The following is a 23,400-nucleotide window of genomic DNA, read 5'->3' as shown; positions in this document are numbered from 1 at the left end:
AATGCAGCGATCAGAAAAAATAAGTTTGTTTTTAAAAGATATCGGATGGGAAGGGGCAGTGGTAACCCCCCTGGCCGGGGATGCTTCATTCAGGCGCTATGACAGGGTGGCGCTTAAGGGTCAGAAAGCCGTGCTGATGGATGCACCACCTGAGTTTGAGGATACGAGGCCATTTGTGGCTGTGGCCAATTATTTGTGCGAACTTGGCCTTGCGGCACCAAAAATACTGGCGAGTGATTTTGAACAGGGTTTTTTGCTGCTTGAGGATCTGGGTGACAATCTGTTTAAAACAGTATTGGAAAAGGATCCGTCACAGGAACTTGAGCTTTATAAAAAGGCGGTTGATGAACTGATCCTGATCGCTAAATTTGAGCCGCCCTCAAAACTGTCCTACGGTGACGGGGAATATAAGCTTCGCCACTATGATATGGATTTGTTGCTGACTGAAATATTCCTGTTTTCAGACTGGTATTATCCAGCCCTGACCGGCAAAAGACTTTCTTTTGAAAAACGACTTGAATATGCTGATTTATGGAAAAAGGTACTGGCAAAAGTAAGCACGGCAAATGACTGTCTGGTGCTTAGGGACTATCATGCGGAAAACCTTCTGGCGCTTGAGAATGGCAAAATCGGCATGCTTGATTTTCAGGATGCTGTTATTGGACATGTTGCCTATGATCTGGTTTCACTGCTGCAGGATGCGAGACGGGATGTTGACCCTGATACAGAAGAAAAAATGGTCAGCTATATGGCTGAAAAACTAGGCCAGGATGAGGATGTTTTCAGGGAACATTACGCCATATTAGGTGCCCAGCGGGACACCAAAATCATCGGTATTTTTGCCCGGCTGTTTTTGCGGGATGGCAAGGACAGCTACCTGAAGCTGATCCCGCGGATGTGGGATCTTTTGGAGAGGTGTTTTGAACACCCTGTCCTGGCTGATATTAAAGACTGGATGGACCGTGAGGTGCCGGACAAAAGGAATATTCCATTAAACCCAAAGAAACTGGGACCAGATCACGCCATGATACTGGCTGCAGGACTTGGTAAAAGGATGAGGCCGCTTACCGATAATATTCCCAAACCGCTTATAAAAATTGCCGGAAAAACATTGCTGGCCCATAGCCTTGATGCATTAGCGGCAGCAGGCATTAAAAACGCGGTGGTCAACAAACATCATTTTGCCGAACAGATTGATCAATTTATCGCGAAGCGGAAAGACTGGCGACCAAAGGTTACATTGTCCGATGAAAGTGATGAATTGCTGGATAGTGGTGGCGGGGTAAAAAAAGCGCTTCCCCAGCTTGGCAAAAACCCGTTTTTTATATTGAATAGTGATATGCTCTGGACCAGTCATAATCAGGATGCGCTGCTCAGACTGGCGACCGCCTGGCGAGATGACATGGATATTCTGATGCTGCTTATCAAACGCCATGAAGCTTATGGACATGACGGGCCGGGGGATTTTCATATGGATCAGGATGGCCGCCTGACATTCCGCGGTGATGATCCTTATAGTGATTATTTTTATGGCGGAGTGCTTATAATGCGTCCGGAATGTTTTGAGGGGATAGAGGATAAGATTTTTTCCCTTCGAAAAATATTTAGAAATTCTGCCGCCAAGGGACGTTTATTTGGTTTGCCCCATGATGGTTCATGGTATCATGTCGGTACACCGGAATCCGTTAAAGGGACGGAGCAACTTCTTAAGGGGGAGTGATGCCAAGACGGCTTGGAAAAAATCCCGAAATATATAATATCCCGGCTCATCTGTCGTTTGTTGATGCTCTTGCCGAGGGGGTTATAACCCGCTTTGGCAGTGATCCAATTTCCCTTAGTCAGGTTTTGATTTTGCTTCCCAACCGCCGCGCTGTGCGCTCACTTCGTGATGCTTTTTTACGATATAGTAACGGGAAATCAACGATCCTTCCAAATATGCAGCCGATTGGTGATGTTGACGAAGACGGGCTGATTATGGGCGGTGGAACATTATATGACGATCTGGATATAAAACCGGCTGTGCCAACCTTTATCCGGCAAATGATCCTGATGAATATCATTCATAGCTGGTATGATAAAAGTCTGGAAGAAAAACCGGAAAATGCCGGTTGTGCCGTACTTGCGAAGGCATTGGGGGAACTGCTCGATCAGGTTCAGACCGAACAGGTCAGCTTTGCCGATCTTGAAGAAATTGTCCCAGAGCAATATGCCATCCACTGGCAGGAAACAATAAAATTCTTGAAGATTTTGACCGAGCACTGGCCGGATGTACTGGCGGAAACCGGTTATATGGATATGGCGCTTCGGCGAAATGCCCTGCTTGCAGGATTACGGGAAACATGGCTTGAAAATCCTCCCACTTTTCCGATCATCGCTGCTGGGTCGACTGGCTCAGTCAAGGCAACATCAGCACTTCTGGAAGTCATAGCAAGACTACCAAAGGGGATGGTCATCCTGCCAGGTGTTGATCAGGGACTTGATGATCAAAGTTGGGATGCGATTGAGGACAGTCATCCGCAGGCGACCATGAAACATCTTTTGGCAGCCATCGGTGTCGACAGGATTGAGGTCAATAACTGGTCAGGGAATGATGAAGATAATGACCATTTAAAAACACGGCTATTTCGTGAAATCATGCGCCCGGCACAGACCACGGATCAGTGGCGTGATCTAAAATGGACCCCATTGGACGCTATGGGAAATATCCGGCAGATTGTTACGCCCGGAACACGGGAAGAAGCAGGGATCATCGCTCTGATGATGCGGGAGCAGCTTGAAAATCCCGGCAAAACGGCTGCTTTGGTTACCCCGGACCGGATGCTGGCGCGGCAGGTGGCGGGGGAGCTGAAAAGATGGAATATTGAAATTGATGACAGTGCCGGAACCCCGCTTTTTAATACGGCACCTGGAATTTTTCTTCGGCTTTGTGCTGAAATGGTAACAGAAAGATTAGCCCCGATCCCCTTGATGAGTGCGCTGAAACACCCATTCTCGGCGGGGGGTAAAAATATTGGGGATTTTCGTGAGCGCGTCAGAAAATTTGAGCGATTTTGCCTGCGTGGTGTAAGGCCGGCACCGGGGATTAACGGCATTGAAATGCTTTTTAAACATGAAAGTGCTGCTGACGATGATCTGACCAACTGGTGGTTTGACCTGCGGCGGATAATTGAGCCATTTGCAAATTTATTTCAGGGTCAAAATGCCGATTTTGGGGAGATGTTAAGAGCCCATATTGAAATGGCTGAAAAGCTTGCGGCAACCGACGAGGTAAGTGGGGACACTGTTCTTTGGAAAGGCGACGCAGGCGAGGAAGCCGCCAAGCTGATTGAAGAACTGATCGAGGCTGCCCCCTATCTGCGCCATTTTAAAACGGATCAGTATAGTGCCCTGTTTGAGCAGTTCATGAGCAAGGTCACAGTCAGAAAAAAATATGGTCAGCATCCACGACTTAATATTTGGGGACCGCTTGAGGCAAGGCTGCAGCATGCTGATCTGATGATCCTGTCTGGTATTAACGAAGGGATTTGGCCGCCTGAACCATCGGTTGACCCCTGGATGAGCCGGCCGATGCGGCGGGATTTTGGTCTGCCGGATCTCGATCAGAAAATTGGTCTTAGCGCCCATGATTTTGTGCAAACCGCATCGGCGGAAAATGTGGTTATTACCCGTTCTGAAAAGCAGGACGGCACGCCAATGGTAAAATCTCGCTGGCTATCGCGCCTTCATGCGCTTATCGGGGATGATCATCATAAAGAGGAAAGCGAGAAGTGGCTGCACTGGTACGAGGGGCTTGATCGCCCGGATGAACCTATTAATATTGATCCGCCAAGACCGACGCCGCCGGTATTATCTAGACCACGGGAGCTTTCCGTGACCCGTATCCAGCTTTGGATGCAGGATCCATACAGCCTTTATGCCAGTAAAATACTGCGACTGAAAAAACTGGACGAGCTTGATCAGGACCCGGGTGCCATTGATAAAGGGGTTATTATTCATGACATCCTGGCGGATTTCATGAGCAGCTATAAAGATCACCTGCCAGATGATGTAGAAGAAAAACTGATCGAAATAGCCCGCAATTATTTTGCCGATGCCATCGACAGGCCGACGGTGCGCGCCTTTTGGTGGCCACGCTTTAAACAGATCGCCAAATGGTTTATTGAAACTGAAACCGAACGGCGAAAAACCATGAAAACGCTGCTGACGGAAACGGAAGGGGAAATTATAATTGATTTACAGTCGGGGCCGTTTAAGTTGACCGCCCGTGCAGACAGGATTGATCAGTTTGCGGATGGCAGCTTAAGCATCATTGATTATAAAACCGGTCTGCCACCAACACTCAGGGCATTAAAGGCGGGGTATGCCCCGCAATTGCCGCTTGAAGCGGCAATTGCCATCAAAGGCGGCTTTTCGCTTCTTCCGGCATCAACGGTGTCCGAGCTTTCTTACTGGCAGCTATCAGGCGGTGAGCAGGCAGGAAAAATCACCCCTTTTAATGAGAGCAAGAAAATTGATGTCATGGAAGAAAGTATTGCCGCTTATGAAGGGCTAAAAAATCTTGTTGTTACATTTGATCATGATCATATCCCTTATTTAAGCAGTCCAAACCCTCTGGAAAAAGGCTATGGTGAGTTTGATCATCTTGCCCGCACCAAAGAATGGGGGGATGGCTGATGGTAAAGCAAACCCCAGAACAATTGGCGGCATCTGATCCCAAATCATCGGTCTGGGTGGGGGCATCGGCTGGAACCGGCAAAACATTTGTCCTTTCAAGCCGGGTGCTGCGGCTTATGCTGGCAGGTAGCCGGCCAGATAAAATACTCTGTCTGACCTATACAAATACGGCGGCGGCGGAAATGGCAATCCGTGTAAACGGGCAGTTGTCCAAATGGATATCCATGGCCGATAAGGACCTTTATAGCGAGCTTAGGGATGTGCTTGGCACTCCGCCAACAGAAGATCAGATCACCCTGGCCAGAAAACTGTTTGCCCAAGTGCTTGATGTGCCGGGCGGCTTAAAAATCCAGACCATACATTCATTCTGTCAGTCACTGCTTGGGCGGTTTCCGATAGAGGCGAACATTTCCCCCAATTTTGATCTTCTTGATGACATTACGATCCATGAGCTGCTTAAATTTTCACAGGATGAAATGCTGCAGCAAATTGATGATGGCAATGATGAAACACTGGCCGAGACTTTAAATTATCTTTCCGGCATGATGGCGGAAGAGACATTCGGAACATTAATGAAAAGCCTGACCAATGAGCGGGCTGGTTTGGAAGAATTATTAAGGCGCAATTCATCATCATTCAAGCAGTTGGAAACCTCTTTAAAGGACCTGCTTGAATTTTCAAAGCAGGAAAGCCGTGAAACAATTCTGGCAGAAGCCTGCAAAGATGGTCATTTTGATGAACTTGGATTATACAGTGCAGCCAAAACGCTGATGACCGGATCAGCGACTGATATCACCAGGGGTGAGGCTATTGCAAAATGGATTAAAGACGACGCCGACAGAATAAATAGCTTTTATGATTATAGCGCGGAGTTTTTAACAAAAAACGGGGAAATAAGGGCACGGCTTATGACCAAAAGACTGAGCGATCAGTGCCCGCATGATTTAGACACACTGATGAAGGAAGCTGAACGGTTAAACTTCGTGAATGAACGGTTAAAGGCCTATACACTTTTTGAAAATACCAGCGCAATTCTCAGGATGGGCTATGCGCTGATCAAAACCTATAATGCCCGTAAACGAAGCCGCAATGTGGTTGATTATGATGATCTGATTTCGAAAGTCGCCGGGCTTTTTAAAAATGTCAGTGCCAGTTGGATACTCTATAAACTTGATGAAGGTATTGATCATATCCTGATTGATGAAGCTCAGGATACCAACCCTGAGCAATGGGACATCATCCGAAAGCTGGCCCTTGAGTTTTTTGCCGGGATCGGTACCCGTGACGAAGAAGACTATAAAGACTTTCCCCGGACAATATTTGCAGTGGGGGATGTTAAACAGTCGATCTATTCCTTCCAAAAGGCCGAGCCGAAGCAGTTTAACCTGACAAGGGACTATTTTAAAAAGCAGGTTTCGGAAGCAAATCTCAAATTCAATAATGTGCCGATGAATCTTTCCTTCCGTTCAACATCAGCCATCCTTGAAGTGGTGGATTATGTATTTAGGGCAGAAACCACTCGCTTTGAAATTTCCTTTGACGTTCAGGAAATCAGCCATAGCACACACCGTCTTGATGAGCCGGGTCTTGTCGAAATATGGGATCCTATTTTACCGGAAGAAAGGAAAGAAGATGAAAACTGGTCGCCGCCGGTCATTCAGAAACCGGCGCATGATCCAAAACAGAAACTGGCCGATAAAATAGCCGACAAAATTGAAGCCTGGCTGGAATGCGGGGAAATACTGGCGTCAAAAGGGCGCCCGGTAACAGCGGGAGATATTTTAATACTGGTTCAAAAGCGAAAAGAATTCGTCCATTTCATGATCCGTGCTTTGAAAAAAAGAAAAATCAATGTTGCCGGGCTGGATCAGATGGTGCTGACCGATCAGCTGGCGGTAATGGATCTGATTGCCATTGCCAATTTTACCCTGCTTCCAAGCGATGATCTTACTTTGGCGACGGTTCTGAAGAGCCCGTTTATAGGAATGAGTGAAGATGATCTATTTGACCTGGCTAACTCACGTGGCAAGGGGGAAAGCCTTTGGTCAGCGCTCCTGAAACGGCAGTCGGAAAAGACATCATTTTCAGTTGCAGCGGAATATCTGAAAAAACTTGCAAATTTTGCGGATTTTTATCCGCCGTTTGAGTTTTTCTCATACCTGCTTGGGCCACTTCGGGGAAGGGAAAAACTGATCGCGCGGCTGGGTGAACAATCAAACGATCCTGTGGACGAATTTTTAAATCAGGCAATGAAATATGAACAGAATAATATTTCATCAATGCAGGGGTTTTTAAGCTGGATTGAAAAGGGTGATATTAAAATCAAACGGGATATGGAGCAGGGTGGCGACATGGTGCGGATCATGACTGTTCATGGGGCCAAAGGGCTTCAGGCACCAATTGTGTTCCTGCCGGATTCCTGCCAGGCGGCGGATCTAAAAGACACATTGTTCTGGTATGAGCAAAAATATTCAAAAAATATGCTTTGGGTTAAAAATGCGGAAACGAGGGTCGGGGCAGGTAAAATTGCCTATGAAGCGCGTAAAGCTGATGTGGAAGCGGAAAATAAAAGACTGCTTTATGTTGCCATGACCCGGGCGGAGGATCGGTTATATGTCACGGGATGGGAAAACGATCATCATAGTAACCGTAAGGATAATTGCTGGTATGATCTGATCCGAAATGCCCTACTTGATATGGACGGCACAGAAGAAATCAAACAGGGTGACGAAATTATATTAAGACGTGAGCACAGGAAAGAAGCCCCAAAAATATTGCCTGTGGAACAAGCCGAAGAAAAAAAGGAAGTTTCAGAACTGCCAGACTGGGCCTTTGCCACACCAATGGCAGAACCGGTCCCAAGCCGGCCGCTTAGCCCGTCTAGACCGGATGAAGGGGAAGAAAATATAAGTAGCCCGCTTATGAGTGCGGAAGCCATGAAACGGGATAAAAAACGCTATCATCGCGGACGGATTATTCATAAGCTTCTGGAAATTTTGCCGCAGTTGCCGGAAAGTGAACAAAAAGAAGCGGGGATCAGATATTTATCCCAAAAAGCGCTTGATTTGTCGGATGGGGATATAACTCAAATATCCCGTGAGGTCATCGATATACTGGGAAATAAGGATTTTTATGCGCTGTTTGGGGAAAACAGCCGTTCGGAAGTGCCGATTGTCGGGCAGATTGGTCATTATTCCTTAAGCGGCCAAGTCGACAGACTGGCCGTGACCGATAATGAAATTTATATCATTGATTATAAAACCAACCGTCCGCCGCCAAAATCGGCCGAAAATATTCCAATGATATATCAGCGGCAGATGGCGGCATACCGCGCTGTGCTTAATGATGTTTATCCCAACCATAAGGTTCGCTCATTGCTGCTCTGGACAGATATTGGCCAATTGATGGAAATTCCCGAAGCGCAGTTAAATAAAATTGAATTTTAGGCATGTTGCCCCTTGACGCTGGCGGCCCGTCTTCTTAAGTTCTAGACAAAGCAAATATATTTTTAAGGAATAAAGAATGAGCACTATTGCCGTGAATGACGCTGAATTTGAACAGGAAGTATTAAAATCAGACAAGCCAGTGATTGTTGATTTCTGGGCCGAATGGTGCGGCCCATGTAAACAATTTGGCCCTGTATTTGAGGAAGTTTCAAATAATATGGCTGATATTACCTTTGCCAAAGTTAATATTGATGAAAATCCCGAAGCACCAACAAAATATGGTGTGCGTGGCATTCCGACAATGCTTATGTTTAAGGATGGAAAAGTTGCGGCTATGAAAGTCGGAAACACTTCAAGAGGTGATTTTGAAAACTGGATTAAAGAACACGCTTAATCCTGTGTCTGGTGATTATGAAGGGCGTCCATTATTTATGGACGCCCTTTTTTGTTGCCTTAACTGAAAAATTCTTTTTCGTAAACTTCAGTGAAGAAAACCATATCTTCCGGTCTGGCCGTCGATATACGCATCCATTTCAGCAGGGGTGGGAAAGGGCGGCCAATGGCAATGCCATGTTTTCTGACCCTGTCATAAACTTCTTTTGAATCTATACCCGTTTCGAAAAAGGTGAAATTGGCATTGGATTTAATATATCGCATATTATGCTTTTCAAAGAAATCATAAAGGATCTGTAATGCTTCAGCATTTTTACGAAGAACAAATTGCTGATATTCCTTATCTTTATAGCTTTCAATCGCGCCCCACATGGCCGGGCCGTTTATTGATCCGGTCATCAGGCTTTTAATTTTGTCCAAAAATTCCGGTGATCCAAAGCCAAAACCAATACGAATACCGGCAAAACCATGAATTTTTGAAGCGGTACGGGTAACAACCAGGTTCGGATATTCCGGGACCAGCGGGATCATGGTCTGATAATTGGGGTCATTGACATATTCATAATAAGCTTCATCAACGAACACATAACATTTTGGTGCAAACTCTTTAACAAATGCCTTTAGTTTTTCGCCGTGCATAACTGTCGGGATTGGGTTATTCGGATTGCATAGATAGATTATTTTTACTTCATCCGTGTAGGCCGCTTTCATGGCGTCCAGATCAATGGACAAATCATCGGCAACCGGAACCCAGATTTTTTCAATGCCACGACGGTTGCTATAATCCATGAACGTGTCGTCATAGGTTGGTTGCGGGGCAAGAATTTTACCCCCTTCCATGGCGACAATGAGGGCGATTGTTTTTAGAATTTCGCCTGATCCGCCGGCAACCATAACATTTTCAACAGGTACATTTTCTATGCCAGCAATAAGTTCGGTCAGCGGTTTTTGCGCGCCGCCGCCACCATAAAGATGGCCGTATTTGTGGGCTTTGCACATGGCAATGCTGGCGGCCTTACTGACCCCGTATGGATTTTCGTTTGAACTCATCCGGATCGGATTTTCCGGCGTGGGCACATATCCTTCAATTGTTACGCTCTGTGCATGGCCGTTGGCGGCCAGCACCAGACCGCCAGCAAGGGCTGTTCCGCCAATCAGCCAATCCCGTCTTGTTATTTTAGTAGTCATTGTTAGCTCCCTTCATTTTGTTGAACACTGAAAGGATAACAAAAATTATCAATTTGTCACTTAAATAGAAAAAGGCACCGCAATGCGATGCGATGCCTTATTAAAATTGGGTAGTATAATTATTTATACAAATTCTTTTTCAAATACTTTTGCAAAATACTGCATATCCTCCGGCTTGCCCATACTGACCCGGCACCAGTCAAGGAATGGCGGGAACGGGCGGGCAACGATGATGCCGTTTTCCAGATATCTTTTTCTGACGTCTTCAATATCAAGTCCGGTTTTATAGAAAACAAAATTGGCATTTGATTTTACATATTCCACACCGTGCTTATCAAATAGATCATAGGTAATCTGAAGCGCTTCCTTATTCTTACGGCGGCAGAAATTCTGTGTTTCAATATCCTGATAACTGGCGGCAGCACCGGCAACAGCGAGCTGGCTAACTGACCCTGTCATAAATTCACGAAGTTTATTAATCCATTTTTCAGAAGAATAGGCGATCCCAAGCCGGACACCGGCAAAGCCATGAATTTTGGAAGCGGTTCTGGCCACCATAATATTTTCATTTTGTGTGGCCAGAGGCACCATCGTTTCATAATCCGGATTATCGACATATTCATGATAGGCTTCGTCAATAAAGACCAGACATTTTTTGGACATCTCAAGGCAGAATTCCTTAAGTTTGTTTTTTTTCCATGATGGTCGGAAGCGGGTTGTTAGGATTTACCAGATAAATAATGCTTACATCGTCTGTATAGGCTTTTCTGACGGCATCCAGATCAATCGTCATCGTGTCTGTAACCGGTACCTGCTTAATCTTGACACCGCGACGTTCCGCATAACGGATCAGATCATGATAAGTCGGGTTTGCGGATAACACGCTGCCGCCTTCAACAGATGTTATAAGCCCAAGAGTTTTCAATATTTCACCGGACCCGGCGGAAAATGTCATGTTTTTAGGGTCAACGCCTTCCATTTTTGACAGAACATCGACCAGGTCCATATAGCGTCCGCGGCCATACTGATGGGCAATATTAAAGACGTCAACGATCCCTTTTTGCGCCGACTTTGAGAGCCCGTAGGGGTTTTCATTGGTTCCCAGTCTGATTGGATTTTCCGGTGTCGGGACAAAGCCCGGCACAGCCATATTCTGCGCATAAGCGCGACTACCCATAACCATTGCAACGGCGGCCATGGCGGAGCCACCTTTAAGCCAATCCCGTCTTGATATCTCGTTTGACATTTTTTGTTCCCTGTATTTTTAAATTGTTATGAAATAATGTAACTAAAGATATCAGTTTTTCTATAAATGTCACGTTTTTCGTTAAGGCATTAAAAAAAGGTATTCTGAATGATCCAGAATACCTTTTAAAATTTGGCTAGTAAAAAGACTTAGACGAATTCTTTTTCGTAAACTTCAGCGAAATATTTCATGTCTTCAGGTTTTGCAGTACTTACCCGGCACCAGGTTAAAAAGGGTGGAAACGGTCTTCCTACATCAATACCGTGATTGAGGAAACGTTTTTTTACCTCATCAAAATTTATGCCGGTTTCAAAAAATGTAAAATTGCTGTTGGCTTTGATATGTCTGACATTATGCTTTTCAAACAAATTATAGACAATATCCAGTGCTTCCTTATTTTTTTGAAGGACAAAATCTATATATTCCTTGTCCTTATAACTGGCAAGCGCACCATGCACGGCGGCAGTATTAACGGTGCCTGTAATGCGCTTATTGATCAGATCAAGAAGTTCCGGTTTGGCAAAAGCAAAACCAACCCTAATTCCTGCAAAGCCATGAACTTTAGATGCTGTTCTGGTCACAATCAGATTATCGGTTTCTGCAGCCAGCTTTGCCATGGATTCATAATTGGGATCAGTTACATATTCGTGATAGGCCTCATCAACCAATACATAACATTTTTTTGACATTTCAATGCAGAAGTCCCGTAGTTTATCTTTATGCATAATGGTCGGGATCGGGTTGTTCGGATTACACAGATATATGATTTTTACATCATCTGTATAAGCCGCCCGCATGGCATCAAGATCAGTGGACATATCCTCTTTTGAGACATCAACCCAGTGTATCTTTGAGTCCACCCAACCGCTATAGCGAACGAGATCATGATAGGTCGGGTTTGCGGCCAGGACGCTGCCATTTTCCAGTTTTGCGATCAGTGCCATCGCTTTCAGAAATTCTTTTGATCCTGATCCTATAGCAATGTTGTTAGGGGAGATTCCTTCGTTCTGTGCAATGAGCTCCGATAATTCGCGGCGACCGGACCCACTATAAAGATGCGATACATCATAGGCAGCGGTCATGGCATTTCGGGCAGAGCGGGTAATGCCATAAGGATTTTCATTGGAACTCATGCGGATCGGATTGTCCTTAGTCGGGACATATCCCTTAACCGTTACACTTTGCCCCTGTGCGGCTGATGTTGCAAATACAAGACTGGCTGCAGCCAGTGATGAGGTGCCTTTTAGCCAGTCACGTCTTGTCAATTCTCTCATATATTTTTTCCTTATTATTCTCGTTTATAATTCAGGTAAATTCTTTTTCGTAAACTTCTACAAAATAGTCCATATCTTCTGGTTTGGCGGTGCTGATCCGGCACCATTTTGTAAAAGGTTCAAACGGGCGTCCGACCTGAATACCGTATTTTTTCATGCGTTCTCCAAATTCACTGGCTTCCATGCCGGTTTCAAAATAGGTGAAATTGGTATTGGATTTGATATAGCGCAGATTATGCTTTTCAAAAAGCTTATAAAGAATGGCCAGGGATTCCTTGTTTTTACGGATCACAAAATCCTGATAATCGGTATCTTTATAACTGGCGAGGGCACCATGGACACTGACGGTGCTGACGGAGCCTGTCAGTTTATCCTTGATTTTTTGAAGCATTGCCGTTGTGCCAAAACCAAACCCGATACGAACCCCGGCAAAGCCATGAATTTTGGAAGCGGTTCTAGTCACAATCATATTGTCCGTTTCGGCCGCAAGTGGGATCATGGTCTTATAATTGGGATCGTCCACATATTCATAATAGGCTTCATCAACAAACACGTAGCATTTTTTTGACATTTCCTTACAGAAATCACTCAGTTCGTCCGCATGCAATATTGTCGGCGTGGGATTGTTCGGATTAACAATATAAATAATCCGGACATCATCGGTCATGGCTTTACGCATGGCGTTAAGGTCAATGGCCATATTCTCATCAACGGGAACCCGGATTTTATTGATGCCCATTCTGTCGGCATATTTCATGAAATTATTATCAAAAGTCGGGTTGGGGGCAAGAATGCTGCCGCCTTCCAGACCAGTGATCAGGGCGAGCGTATGAAGAATTTCAGAAGACCCCGCCGTAATCATTATATTTTTGGTTGATATATTTTCCCGCCCGGCGATCAGCTCCATAAGTTCACGCTGCCCGCTGTTGCCATATTTATGAGCGACGTCATAGGATTTGTTCATGGCATTACGGGCAGCCCGGTTTACACCATACGGATTTTCATTTGAACTCATCCGGATCGGGTTTTCCGGAGTCGGAACATACCCTTCCACGGTTACACTTTGTGCCTGCGCTGCTTTTGCAAGCACAAGCCCACCGGCCACGGCTGTTGTCCCTTTCAGCCAGTCACGTCTCGTCAGTTTTGTCATTTTACCTCCCCTTCAATAATAAATAATCAGCCAAAGTCCCTTTTATAAACCTTCACAAAATATTCCATTTCCTCTGGCTTGGCCGTGCTGATCCGGATCCAGTTTGTGAATGGTTCAAATTTGCGCCCAATCAGTATACCTGACTCGAGTAATTTGTCATGCACTTCCATTGCATCGCGTCCGGCGTCGGCATAGACAAAATTCGTATTTGATTTGATATAACGCATATTAAGTTCATCGAACATTTTATAAAGAATTTCCAATGATTCACGATTCTTATCAATAATGAATTTTTGGTGCTCCTTATCCTGATAGCTGGTAATTGCGCCCATTAATGCCGGATAGGACGTTGTGTTCGAACGAAATTTAAGCAGCTCTTTAAGGGTATCAGGATGGGCAAAGGCGAAACCGATACGCACATTGGCAAAAGCATGTATTTTTGAAGCTGTTCTGAGCACAACAATATTCGGATTGTCTTTGACCAGATGCGACATTGTGGAAAAATTCGGATCACCGGCATATTCATAATATGCTTCATCAATCACAATCATCGCTTTTTTTGACATTTCCAGACAGAATTGTTCAAGCGCATTTTTTTCTATAATGCTGGGGATCGGATTGTTGGGATTACAAAGATAAATACATTTGGTGTTATTTGTGACGGCTTTTCTCATGGCCTCAAGGTCAATGCTCATATCCTCACCTACAGGAACAGAGATCAGTTTGGCACCAAAATTCTGGGCACTTCTGGTGATGCTGGCATATGTCGGATAAGCGGCAATCAGATCACCACCGGCAATGCCGCAAAGGGCGCCAGCAGCCATCAGATATTCTGTTGATCCCGCACCAACCGCAATGGTATTTTCCGGGATATTTTCTATTTCAGAAATAACCTTGACCAGTTTTCTACCGGTCGTGAAATTATATGTATGAGCCAATTTGTAGGCATCAATAATAACCTTCATGACCTTATCGCTGATACCGTAAGGATTTTCATTATTGGTCATACGGATGGGGTTGTCCTTGCTGATCGGTGCGCCCATATTCATCATCTGGGCCATTTCCTGTGCTGTTGCGGCACCACCCAGTATCAAACCACCGGCAATAGCACTGCTGCCAACCAGCCAATCCCGTCTTGTTATGTTATGTTTCATTTTATCCTCCCTGATGTGATTATTATCCAAATTCACGTTTATAAATATCGGCGAAAAGTTGCATCTCTTCCGGTTTTGAAAGACTTAAGCGAACCCAGTTGGTAAATGGCTTAAACTCACGGCCGGTTAAAATGTGATGTTTTTTCATAGTTTCAGCCACTTCCCTTGACGGGCGACCGGCGTTGAAAAACAGGAAGTTTGCATTACTTTCCTTATATTCAAGTCCCATGTCATTCAGCATTTTATAGATAATTTTCTGGCATTCCTTATTTTTTTGCTTCAGGAAATTCTGATATTCAAAATCCTGGTAACTCGCATATGCACCACGCATAGCCGATAGATTTAATGTATTGGCAAAAAGTGAAAACATGCGTTTGATAATATCGGGATGGGCAAAACAAACACCGATCCGTGTGCCGGCAAAGGCATGTATCTTTGATGCTGTTCTTGTAACAATGATATTTTTATTTTCTTTGACCAGATCAATCATGCTTTCGTAATTCGGATTATCAACATATTCAAAATAGGCCTCATCAATCAGAATTGTCGCCTGCGGTGAAAATTCATTGCAGAATTCTTTTAGGGCATTTTTTTCTATGATTGTCGGGATCGGATTGTTTGGATTGCACAGATATATGAGCTTTACATTTTTTGTCATCGCTCTTCTCATGGCATCAAGATTAATGGCCATATCCTCGCCCACCGGAACTTCAATGAGGTTGGAGCCAAGAGCCCGACTGAACCGGCCAATATCACCGTAAGTAGGTGTCGGCAATAGAAGATCGCCGCCATCAAGTGCATTAAAGACGGCTGCTTTTTCCAGAAACTCGGTGGATCCGGCACCAATGCCAACATATTCTTTCGGAATATCCTGCAGCTTTGCCATCAAACCAATCAGCTTGAAAATATCCTCAAATGCATATTTATGGGCATCGTCAGCCGCGTCAGCAATGGCCTTACGCGCTTTAAGGGACTGCCCATATGTATTTTCATTAAGGTGGGTACGAATTGGATTTTCAGCCGTCGGATTGACATTCGGGGCCATAAAAGTCTGTGCAGATGCTTTTACACCAGATAGTAACAGGCTACTTGCGGCTGCTGTCGTAGTCCCCGCAAGCCATTGGCGACGCGTAAGATTGGTGGTCATGATAATGTCTTTCAATATTGGCTATATTTTGTTTATTGCTATATTGTAACATATAATCACAATTGTGAATTAAAGTCCAAGACAAATTAGAGGCATAAAAAAATGGCCGGATCAGTATCCGGCCATTGACTATTATGAATTTATTTTGCTTTTTTATCAGGCAAATAATTGCTTATAGACATCTACAACATATTGCATTTCTTCGGGTTTTACAGTGCTCATCCGTACCCAGTCGGTGAAAGGTGGGAAGGGGCGACCGCTTAAAATACCATGCTGTTTGAGGGCTTCTGCTACTTCCGTTGACGGGCGGCCCGCATGGAAAAAGGCAAAATTTGAATTTGATTTGACATACCGCAGTCCAAGTTCCTTGAACATATTTTCAAGTATATCCATGGACTCACGATTTTTCTGTTTAATGAAATTCTGATATTCAATATCCTGATAGCTTTCAATCGCACCGGCAACAGCAACATTACTTAGTGACAGGTTAAATGGACCGGTGATAAGACGTAATGTATCCGGATGGGCAAATGCAAATCCAATACGAACGCCGGCAAAGCCATGGATTTTGGACGCAGTCCGGCAGATAATGATATTGGGGTATTCCGTGACAAGATCCTTCATGGAGGCAAAGTCAGGATTATTTACATACTCGTAGTAAGCTTCATCAATAAGAACCAAAGCCCGTTTTGACATTTCAATACAGAAATCACGAAGGGCATTTTTCTCAATGATACTTGGGATCGGGTTGTTGGGGTTACATAAATAAACCAGTTTGACATCATCTGTCATTGCGGCGCGCATAGCGTCCAAATCAATGCTCATATCTTCACCAACCGGAACGGCAATGACTTCCAGTCCCAGCTGTTTTGCTGTGCCTGGAGTGCTGGAATATGTAGGGTTGGTGGTGAGTACCTTGCCTTGCTTAATCGCGCAGGCAAAAGCCGCTTTTTCCAGGAATGGGGTTGATCCATTTTCAATCGCAATATGATCACCTGGCAGATTTTCCATTTCTGAAATTACTTTATTTAAAACACGCTGGCCGAAAAAGTCATAAAGATGGGCTGTCTCAGCCGCTTTCACCATCACTTTTTTTGCTTTCAGGGAATGACCATAGACATTTTCGTTAAATCCGGCACGAATAGGATTTTCCGGGGTGGGGTTCAGGTTTGCAGCAGGCACTGTTTGTGCCGCAGCCATTTTTGTAACCAGCATGGTTCCGGCCAGTGCCGATCCGCCGATTAGCCAGTCACGGCGGGTTACATTATTTGTCATTTTTATCCTCTTTGATTCTGAAAAGATTGTAAATCTCGTTGGTTTATATGTAATATATATTATACGTCTGGCAAGGAAAATTCTTTTGGTGGACATAGGTCAATTTTGATCTTACTTTGGAACTGATCCAATGTATAAACTAACTATATGATAAATTTTAATTTAAAGGAATTAAACATGACACGTGTTCCGGAAGTTATTTTTAAAACCAGAGTAAGAAACGACGCGCTCGGCGGACCAAACCCCTTTGAGTGGAAAGATTTAAGCAGCCATGAAATTTTCAGCGGCAAAAAAGTGATCGTATTTTCATTGCCGGGCGCTTTTACACCGACATGTTCAACAAGCCATCTTCCCAGATATGAAGAGCTTTATGACGATTTTAAAGCCCTCGGCATTGATAAAATTGTTTGTATTTCGGTTAATGACGCCTTTGTCATGTATCAGTGGGGTTTAAACCAGAAAGCAAAAAATGTGTTTCTGCTCCCTGATGGAAACGGTGAATTTACCCGTAAGATGGGAATGCTCGTGAATAAAGAAAATCTCGGTTTTGGAATGCGCAGCTGGCGTTATTCCATGCTGGTCGATGATGGTGAAATTGTTAAGCTCTTTGCAGAACCCGGATATAGCGATAATTGTCCGACCGACCCATTTGAGGTTTCGGATGCGGATACGATGTTTAATTATGTCAAATCTTTGAAATAAAAATTCAGAAATATAATAAAAAAAGCCGGTATCTCTACCGGCTTTTTTATTGGTTATTTTTTTAGAATGCTGTTGTAAGCGCCGCCCGGAAGCGGTTACGTCTGACTTTCCAGTCATCGTAAAGAACGCTGTTAAAAGTGATTGTTGGCTGGCCTTCGAATGTGGCTCTTGTATATTCAAATCGAATAGAAACATTATTGGTAGGGAAAAATTCTACACCGCCACCATATTCAACGGCTCCGTCCGTATTTGTATATTCTACACCGCTGATTGTGTCGACCAGTGTTGCTCTTGTATAGCCCAGACGCCCATAAACCAGGAATTGATCATGAAGCCAGAAACCCGGCAAGACGGCAGCACCAAATTCATGGGTGAGGGCAAAGCCATCAATTGGCGCTACTGACGTTTTTCTTGAAGCAAAGCTGTAACCATATCGGACTTCTGCCGCGACAGTGAACTGATCCTGTGACTGTCTGTAGCCGGCAAAAATACCAACGTCTACGCCATCAGCACTATAGATATTTTCAGGCGTTGCCAGAATATTATCTTTAAGCTGGTCATAAGAACCATCAATACCTACATATAGGCCATCGGTAGAATGGCTTTGTGCAAAGCTTTGAAGTGGAAGCAATAACCCTGTCAGTAATGATGTTGTGATAAGTAATTTTTTCATAGTGTAATCCTTTGTTTTTAAGTATTTTTACATATACGGGTTACCAAAAGTTTAATATTTTCTTCCTTATATCCATGATTATGCTTCACCATTTATTTTTTATAGGTCACTTTATAAATAGCATCTGCCTCATCGTCAGCGATCAGCAAACTTCCGTCTTTAAGCTCAAGAACATCTGTCGGCCGACCCCAGGCTTTGTTGTTTTGCAGGAACCCGGTTATAAACGGCTCATATTTAACGGCTTTACCATCCTGAATGGTTACTAGTGTAAGTCTGTGACCGGTATGGCCTGCGGCCTGCGTGCGGTTCCATGACCCGTGTTCTGCAATAATGATGTTATTCTTATAATTTTCCGGGAACATATCCCCTTTATAAAAGGCCATACCAATGGCACCAGCATGTGGGGCAAGCTTTTGAGCCGGAGGTGTATAATCAGCCGGGTCTTTGCCCTTTCCAAATTCAGGATCAGGTGTATCGCCCTGATGAATATAAGGGTAACCAAAATTAAGGCCTTTTTTAGATGCATGATTTAGCTCATCAGCTGGCATTTCGTCACCTAGGCCGTCACCACCATTATCCGTGAACCACAAATCGCCGCTAACGGGGTCCCAGTCAAACCCAACTGTATTTCTGATACCATTGGCATACTGGGTAATGCCTGCTTCCGGATTATTCACATCCATGGTGTTGATTGAGGCAAATACCGCTTCGGGTTCGCAAATATTGCATGGCGCGCCAATAGGTATATAGAGTAGTCCGTCAGGACCAAATTCCAGGAATTTCCAGCCATGGTGAGTTTTGTCGGGCAGGTCTGCCGTGAGCACTTCTGGCTTTGGTTTATTTCTGAAATTATTGGAAATATCCTTAATGCGGTAAATTCGGCTTATGGCCCCGATATAAAGATCGCCATTATGATAAGTAAGTCCGGATGGGGATTTGAGCCCACCTGTAATCGCAATCACTTCATCTGCTTTGCCATCACCATTGGCATCAGGAATTGCATATATCCGGCCACCGGCGCCTCCGCGGCTGCCGACATAAACGGTACCATCATCACCAAGCGACATTTGGCGCGCATTGCCGACATTTGCATAAACCTCTATTGAAAAGCCATCCGGCAAAACAAGTTTATCAAGCTCGGCTTTCTGCGCAATGGCAGGTGCCGTGATTAATATTGAAAGAATGACAGACTTTATACTGGTTATTTTCATATTTTTTAGCTCCCTATAATGAAAGGGAGTGTATCATATTGTCACTCGTCTACAAAATCACTTATTGCATAACCCTGTAAATAAAGCAGTGCAGTGAGATCGGCATGATTGATAACAACATCTGCAGCCTTTGCCGTCGCTGGAAATGGACGGTATCCGACCCCTAGTCCTGCACCCAGCAACATTGGGATGTCGTTGGCGCCGTCCCCTACGGCAATGGTTTCAAAATCCTCCAGATTATCTTTTACCTTAAATTCTTTTAAGGTATTGATTTTTGTATCTGAATCAACAATTGGCTCACCAACTTTTCCGGTTAGCTCACCATTCTCATGGAGCAAAATATTGGCCCGGTTTACTTTAAAACCGGTCAGTTCGGAAACTCGCCCGGTAAAGTAAGTGAAGCCGCCCGAAACAAGAACAGTATTGGCACCATTTGCATTCATTGTTTTAACCAGCGTTGCCGCCCCGGGTGTCAGGGTTACCCGTTCCCTGAAAACTGTTTCAAGATCACTGACTTTTAATCCGGCCAGCAGGGAAACCCGCTCTTTTAGGGCTCCTTTAAAATCGATTTCACCGCGCATGGCGGCTTCGGTGATGTGGGATACTTCGTTTCTTATCCCCAGAAAATCGGCAAGTTCATCAATACATTCAACCTGGATTATTGTGCTGTCCATATCAGCGAGCAGCAGCATTTTCCGTCTGGTGATAGGGTCCTGAATGGCGAAATCAAAATTTTCTTCTTTCAGCATAGAGATCACATCATCATCAGCTTCTTTATTAAAGAATATATCAAGGGCAATATTATTATTGAGCCAGCTTGTATGACTGGCTTTCAGTAATTTTGCATACTTATCCCTGATTTCATCTGTAATGGCGGCCTGTTCGGCGTTTGAAATAAGTGTCAGAACCTGTGTCATTGATTATGCCTGTAGAATTTTTTAGTCAGCTGGTATATCTACAGTATTGATAAGAAATAGGGAACCGGTATTTTGCGTAATAAAAAAATTATCATTCTGGGCGGTGCAACGGCCAGTGGTAAATCATCGCTAGCACTTGAATGGGCGAAAGAACAGGGCGGTGAAATTATCAATGCCGACAGTATGCAGATTTATCGGGAGCTGGATATTTTAACCGCCTGTCCTGATGCTGATGAACTTAATTTAGTACCACATCATCTTTACCGGTATCTGAAAGGGGATGACCCATGCTCGGCCGAGCGGTGGCGCGATCTTGCCCGTGGCGTCATTGATGATGTGCATACGAGGGGCAGGGTCCCGATAGTTGTCGGCGGTACGGGGCTTTATCTGAAGGCGCTGGTCAATGGACTTTCAAAAGTGCCGGAAATTGATCCTGTTATCAGAAAGCAGGTAAGAGCAGAGGTGAATGAGTTTGGTGCTGATACGGCCCATAATAAATTATTGAAAATCGATCCTGAAATGGCAAGCCGCCTGGCCCCAAATGACAGTCAGCGCATTGCCCGTGCCCTTGAGGTTATATTGTCAACCGGAAGAAGTCTGGCCAAATGGCAGCAGGAACCGGAACTTGGTGGCCTTCAGGAAGAAGACTTTCAGATTGAGAAATATGTAATAGAAAGAGACCGGGCAGACCTTTATGCGCGTTGCGACTTAAGATTTAAGAAAATGATTGAGGATGGGCAGGCAATAGAGGAAGTGAAAGGGTTATTGTCGCTGGGATATGATACTAACCTGCCGGTTATGAAATCTTTAGGCGTGCCACAAATAATTGATTTTATTGAAGGAAAAATCGATCTTGAGCAGACCATAACACTAGCCCAGACCGCAACGAGACAGTTCGCTAAACGCCAGATGACCTGGTTTAGAAACCAGTTTTATGATTGGCAATCTCATAAATTGTAATTTTATTAAAGAAAAATTTATATTTTTGTAATTATATTTCAATAAATTGGTTGACTTGATAATTTTATAACGTTAAGTTGACTTAAATTTTGAAAATTTAATTATGCATATTTTTGTTTGTGATTAAAGGCAGATGTCTTTATAAACCTATCCTTTAATCCAGATTTAAAACATGCTTTATGAATGGAAAACACCGAAAATTAATCGGTAATGAAACTAGGAAAGGCCAGAGTTATGTCTTCGAAAGCAATGAGCGGCGCTGAGATCATCATCAAATCCCTTGAGGATTTGGGGGTGGAGGTTATCTTCGGATATCCCGGTGGTGCTGTGCTGCCGATTTATGATGTGCTTCATGAACATAAAAAGATACAGCATATTCTGGTTCGCCATGAGCAGGCCGCTGTTCACGCGGCAGAAGGATATGCACGTTCAACCGGTAAACCGGGCGTTGTTCTGGTGACATCCGGTCCGGGGGCAACCAATGCAATTACCGGACTTGCCGATGCCATGCTCGACAGTATTCCCATTGTCTGTCTGACGGGACAGGTTCCTGTTTCTCTTATTGGGTCTGATGCGTTTCAGGAATCCGATACGGTCGGTATTACACGTCATTGCACCAAACATAATTATCTGGTTCGAAAAACCGATAAAGTTTCGGAAGTTATTCATGAAGCTTTTCATGTGGCGACGACTGGTCGTCCGGGGCCTGTTGTTGTTGACATTCCAAAGGATGTTCAGATCCTAACCAGTGAAAAACAGCATTCAGGACCGATTGAACATCGGAGCTATCGTCCGGCATTAAAAGGAAATCCAGATGCGATCCTGAAAGCTGTGGATTTGCTGGCGACCGCAAAGAAACCGATTTTTTATACGGGTGGTGGTGTTATCAATTCGGGGCCCAATGCGTCCAAACTGCTCCGTAAATTGGTTCAATTGACGGGTGCACCAATCACAAGCACACTGATGGGGCTTGGTGCCTATCCGGCAAATGACGATCAGTTTTTGGGTATGCTGGGAATGCACGGAACATACGAAGCCAATATAGCCATGCATGATTGTGATGTTATGGTTTGCGTTGGTGCGCGCTTTGATGACCGGATTACCGGTCGAATTGATGCATTTTCGCCAAAGTCCAAGAAGATACATATTGATATTGACCGGTCTTCGATCAATAAGATTATTCATGTTGATGTTCCGGTTGTTGGGGACGTTGCACAGGTTCTTGATGTGTTTATCAAGCTCTGGAAAAAAGGGCGGCATAAGCTTGATCAGGATGCCTTGGCCAAATGGTGGAAAGAAATTAATGAAAGCCGCAGCCGTCAATGTCTTGATTATGAAAAGCGTGATGATGTGATCATGCCGCAATATGCGGTTGAGCGACTTCAGGCTATTACCAAAGACATGGATGTTTATTATACGACTGAAGTTGGTCAGCATCAGATGTGGGCGGCCCAGTATCTTGAATTTAATGAACCAAACCGCTGGATGACGTCCGGTGGTCTTGGCACCATGGGTTACGGGTTCCCTGCGGCAATTGGTGTTCAGATTGCTCATCCTACATCACTTGTGATTGATGTGGCCGGGGAAGCGTCGATCCAGATGAATATTCAGGAACTTTCAACGGCCATGCAATATAACCTGCCGGTCAAAATATTCATTCTGAATAATGAATATATGGGCATGGTCCGCCAGTGGCAGGACCTGAACCATGATGGTCGATATTCAAACAGCTATACGGCATCCTTACCGGATTTTGTTAAGCTTGCTGAAAGCTATGGTGCTACCGGTCTCAGGGTAGACGATCCCAAAAAGCTTGATGAAACGATCATGAAAATGATTGAAGCACCGGGGCCGGTTATTGTTGACTGCCGTGTGGAAAAGCTTGCCAACTGTTTCCCGATGATACCATCGGGGGCAGCGCATAATGAAATGATCTTACAGGATGAGGTCGAAAAGAAAGAATTTGAAGGAGGGGCAGCCCTGGTTTAAT

Annotated in this window: 18 protein-coding genes; 7 read left to right on the top strand and 11 right to left on the bottom strand. The window is 44.5% G+C overall.

What is annotated here, in order from left to right; all coding sequences use genetic code 11:
- Position 1: 1 nt before the first annotated feature.
- The 4 genes from R3D86_12420 to trxA all read left to right on the top strand — a co-directional run bounded on the left by R3D86_12420 (position 2) and on the right by trxA (position 8,514).
- Complete coding sequence (locus R3D86_12420) at positions 2-1,720, top strand: phosphotransferase (GenBank protein MEZ5759016.1); 1,719 nt, start codon at positions 2-4, stop codon at positions 1,718-1,720.
- Positions 1,720-4,674 carry a double-strand break repair protein AddB gene (gene addB, locus R3D86_12415; protein ID MEZ5759015.1) on the top strand — a complete coding sequence of 985 codons (2,955 nt, stop codon included), beginning with the start codon at positions 1,720-1,722 and terminating at the stop codon, positions 4,672-4,674. Before R3D86_12420 ends, addB begins: the two co-directional genes overlap by 1 nt.
- Entirely contained in the window at positions 4,674-8,120 is a 3,447-nt protein-coding gene (addA, locus tag R3D86_12410) for a double-strand break repair helicase AddA (protein MEZ5759014.1), read from the top strand. The genes addB and addA overlap by 1 nt, the downstream gene beginning before the upstream one ends.
- A gap of 76 nt (positions 8,121-8,196) precedes the next feature.
- A complete protein-coding gene (gene trxA, locus R3D86_12405; protein ID MEZ5759013.1) occupies positions 8,197-8,514 on the top strand; it encodes a thioredoxin in 318 nt (105 codons plus the stop codon).
- Positions 8,515-8,573: 59 nt separating this feature from the next.
- Here trxA and R3D86_12400 read toward each other — a convergent pair whose 3' ends face one another.
- The 8 genes from R3D86_12400 to R3D86_12365 form a co-directional block, all read right to left on the bottom strand.
- The gene (locus tag R3D86_12400) at positions 8,574-9,701 is read right to left on the bottom strand and encodes a histidinol-phosphate transaminase (GenBank protein ID MEZ5759012.1); all 1,128 of its coding nucleotides are present in this window, start codon (positions 9,699-9,701) and stop codon (positions 8,574-8,576) included.
- A 123-nt stretch (positions 9,702-9,824) separates the two neighbouring features.
- Complete coding sequence (locus tag R3D86_12395; protein MEZ5759011.1) at positions 9,825-10,364, bottom strand: aminotransferase class I/II-fold pyridoxal phosphate-dependent enzyme; 540 nt, start codon at positions 10,362-10,364, stop codon at positions 9,825-9,827.
- A gap of 16 nt (positions 10,365-10,380) precedes the next feature.
- Positions 10,381-10,947, bottom strand: coding sequence for an aminotransferase class I/II-fold pyridoxal phosphate-dependent enzyme (locus tag R3D86_12390; protein ID MEZ5759010.1), 567 nt, complete (start codon positions 10,945-10,947; stop codon positions 10,381-10,383).
- A 149-nt stretch (positions 10,948-11,096) separates the two neighbouring features.
- The gene (locus R3D86_12385; protein ID MEZ5759009.1) at positions 11,097-12,221 is read right to left on the bottom strand and encodes a histidinol-phosphate transaminase; all 1,125 of its coding nucleotides are present in this window, start codon (positions 12,219-12,221) and stop codon (positions 11,097-11,099) included.
- Positions 12,222-12,252: 31 nt separating this feature from the next.
- Positions 12,253-13,371 carry a histidinol-phosphate transaminase gene (locus tag R3D86_12380; protein ID MEZ5759008.1) on the bottom strand — a complete coding sequence of 373 codons (1,119 nt, stop codon included), beginning with the start codon at positions 13,369-13,371 and terminating at the stop codon, positions 12,253-12,255.
- A 26-nt stretch (positions 13,372-13,397) separates the two neighbouring features.
- On the bottom strand, positions 13,398-14,525 hold the full coding sequence (locus R3D86_12375; GenBank protein MEZ5759007.1) for a histidinol-phosphate transaminase: 1,128 nt from the start codon (positions 14,523-14,525) through the stop codon (positions 13,398-13,400).
- A 22-nt stretch (positions 14,526-14,547) separates the two neighbouring features.
- Positions 14,548-15,672, bottom strand: coding sequence for an aminotransferase class I/II-fold pyridoxal phosphate-dependent enzyme (locus R3D86_12370; protein MEZ5759006.1), 1,125 nt, complete (start codon positions 15,670-15,672; stop codon positions 14,548-14,550).
- Positions 15,673-15,828: 156 nt separating this feature from the next.
- On the bottom strand, positions 15,829-16,947 hold the full coding sequence (locus R3D86_12365; protein MEZ5759005.1) for an aminotransferase class I/II-fold pyridoxal phosphate-dependent enzyme: 1,119 nt from the start codon (positions 16,945-16,947) through the stop codon (positions 15,829-15,831).
- Between the two features lie 177 nt (positions 16,948-17,124).
- On the opposite strand from R3D86_12365, the gene R3D86_12360 reads away from it, so the two are divergent.
- Positions 17,125-17,649: a peroxiredoxin gene (locus R3D86_12360; protein ID MEZ5759004.1), complete on the top strand. Its 525-nt coding sequence runs from the start codon at positions 17,125-17,127 to the stop codon at positions 17,647-17,649.
- Between the two features lie 61 nt (positions 17,650-17,710).
- Here R3D86_12360 and R3D86_12355 read toward each other — a convergent pair whose 3' ends face one another.
- From R3D86_12355 to serB, 3 genes are all read right to left on the bottom strand, one after another.
- Positions 17,711-18,322, bottom strand: a complete 612-nt coding sequence (locus tag R3D86_12355; GenBank protein ID MEZ5759003.1) for a porin family protein — start codon at positions 18,320-18,322, stop codon at positions 17,711-17,713.
- 92 nt (positions 18,323-18,414) lie between these two features.
- Positions 18,415-19,533 (bottom strand): PQQ-dependent sugar dehydrogenase, encoded by a 1,119-nt coding sequence (locus tag R3D86_12350; protein MEZ5759002.1) that lies wholly within the window; start codon positions 19,531-19,533, stop codon positions 18,415-18,417.
- Positions 19,534-19,574: 41 nt separating this feature from the next.
- A complete protein-coding gene (gene serB / locus R3D86_12345) occupies positions 19,575-20,450 on the bottom strand; it encodes a phosphoserine phosphatase SerB (GenBank protein ID MEZ5759001.1) in 876 nt (291 codons plus the stop codon).
- Between the two features lie 72 nt (positions 20,451-20,522).
- Between serB and miaA the strand changes: the two genes are divergently transcribed.
- Together miaA and R3D86_12335 are read left to right on the top strand one after the other, a co-directional pair.
- Positions 20,523-21,410, top strand: coding sequence for a tRNA (adenosine(37)-N6)-dimethylallyltransferase MiaA (miaA, locus tag R3D86_12340; GenBank protein MEZ5759000.1), 888 nt, complete (start codon positions 20,523-20,525; stop codon positions 21,408-21,410).
- A 234-nt stretch (positions 21,411-21,644) separates the two neighbouring features.
- Positions 21,645-23,399 (top strand): acetolactate synthase 3 large subunit, encoded by a 1,755-nt coding sequence (locus R3D86_12335; GenBank protein MEZ5758999.1) that lies wholly within the window; start codon positions 21,645-21,647, stop codon positions 23,397-23,399.
- The last annotated feature ends 1 nt before the right edge of the window (position 23,400 follow it).

Source organism: Emcibacteraceae bacterium, assembly GCA_041396985.1.
Classification (GTDB): Bacteria; Pseudomonadota; Alphaproteobacteria; order Sphingomonadales; family Emcibacteraceae; genus Pseudemcibacter.
The sequence above is the reverse complement of the archived record's forward strand: the minus strand, read 5'-3'. Positions and strand labels throughout refer to the sequence as shown.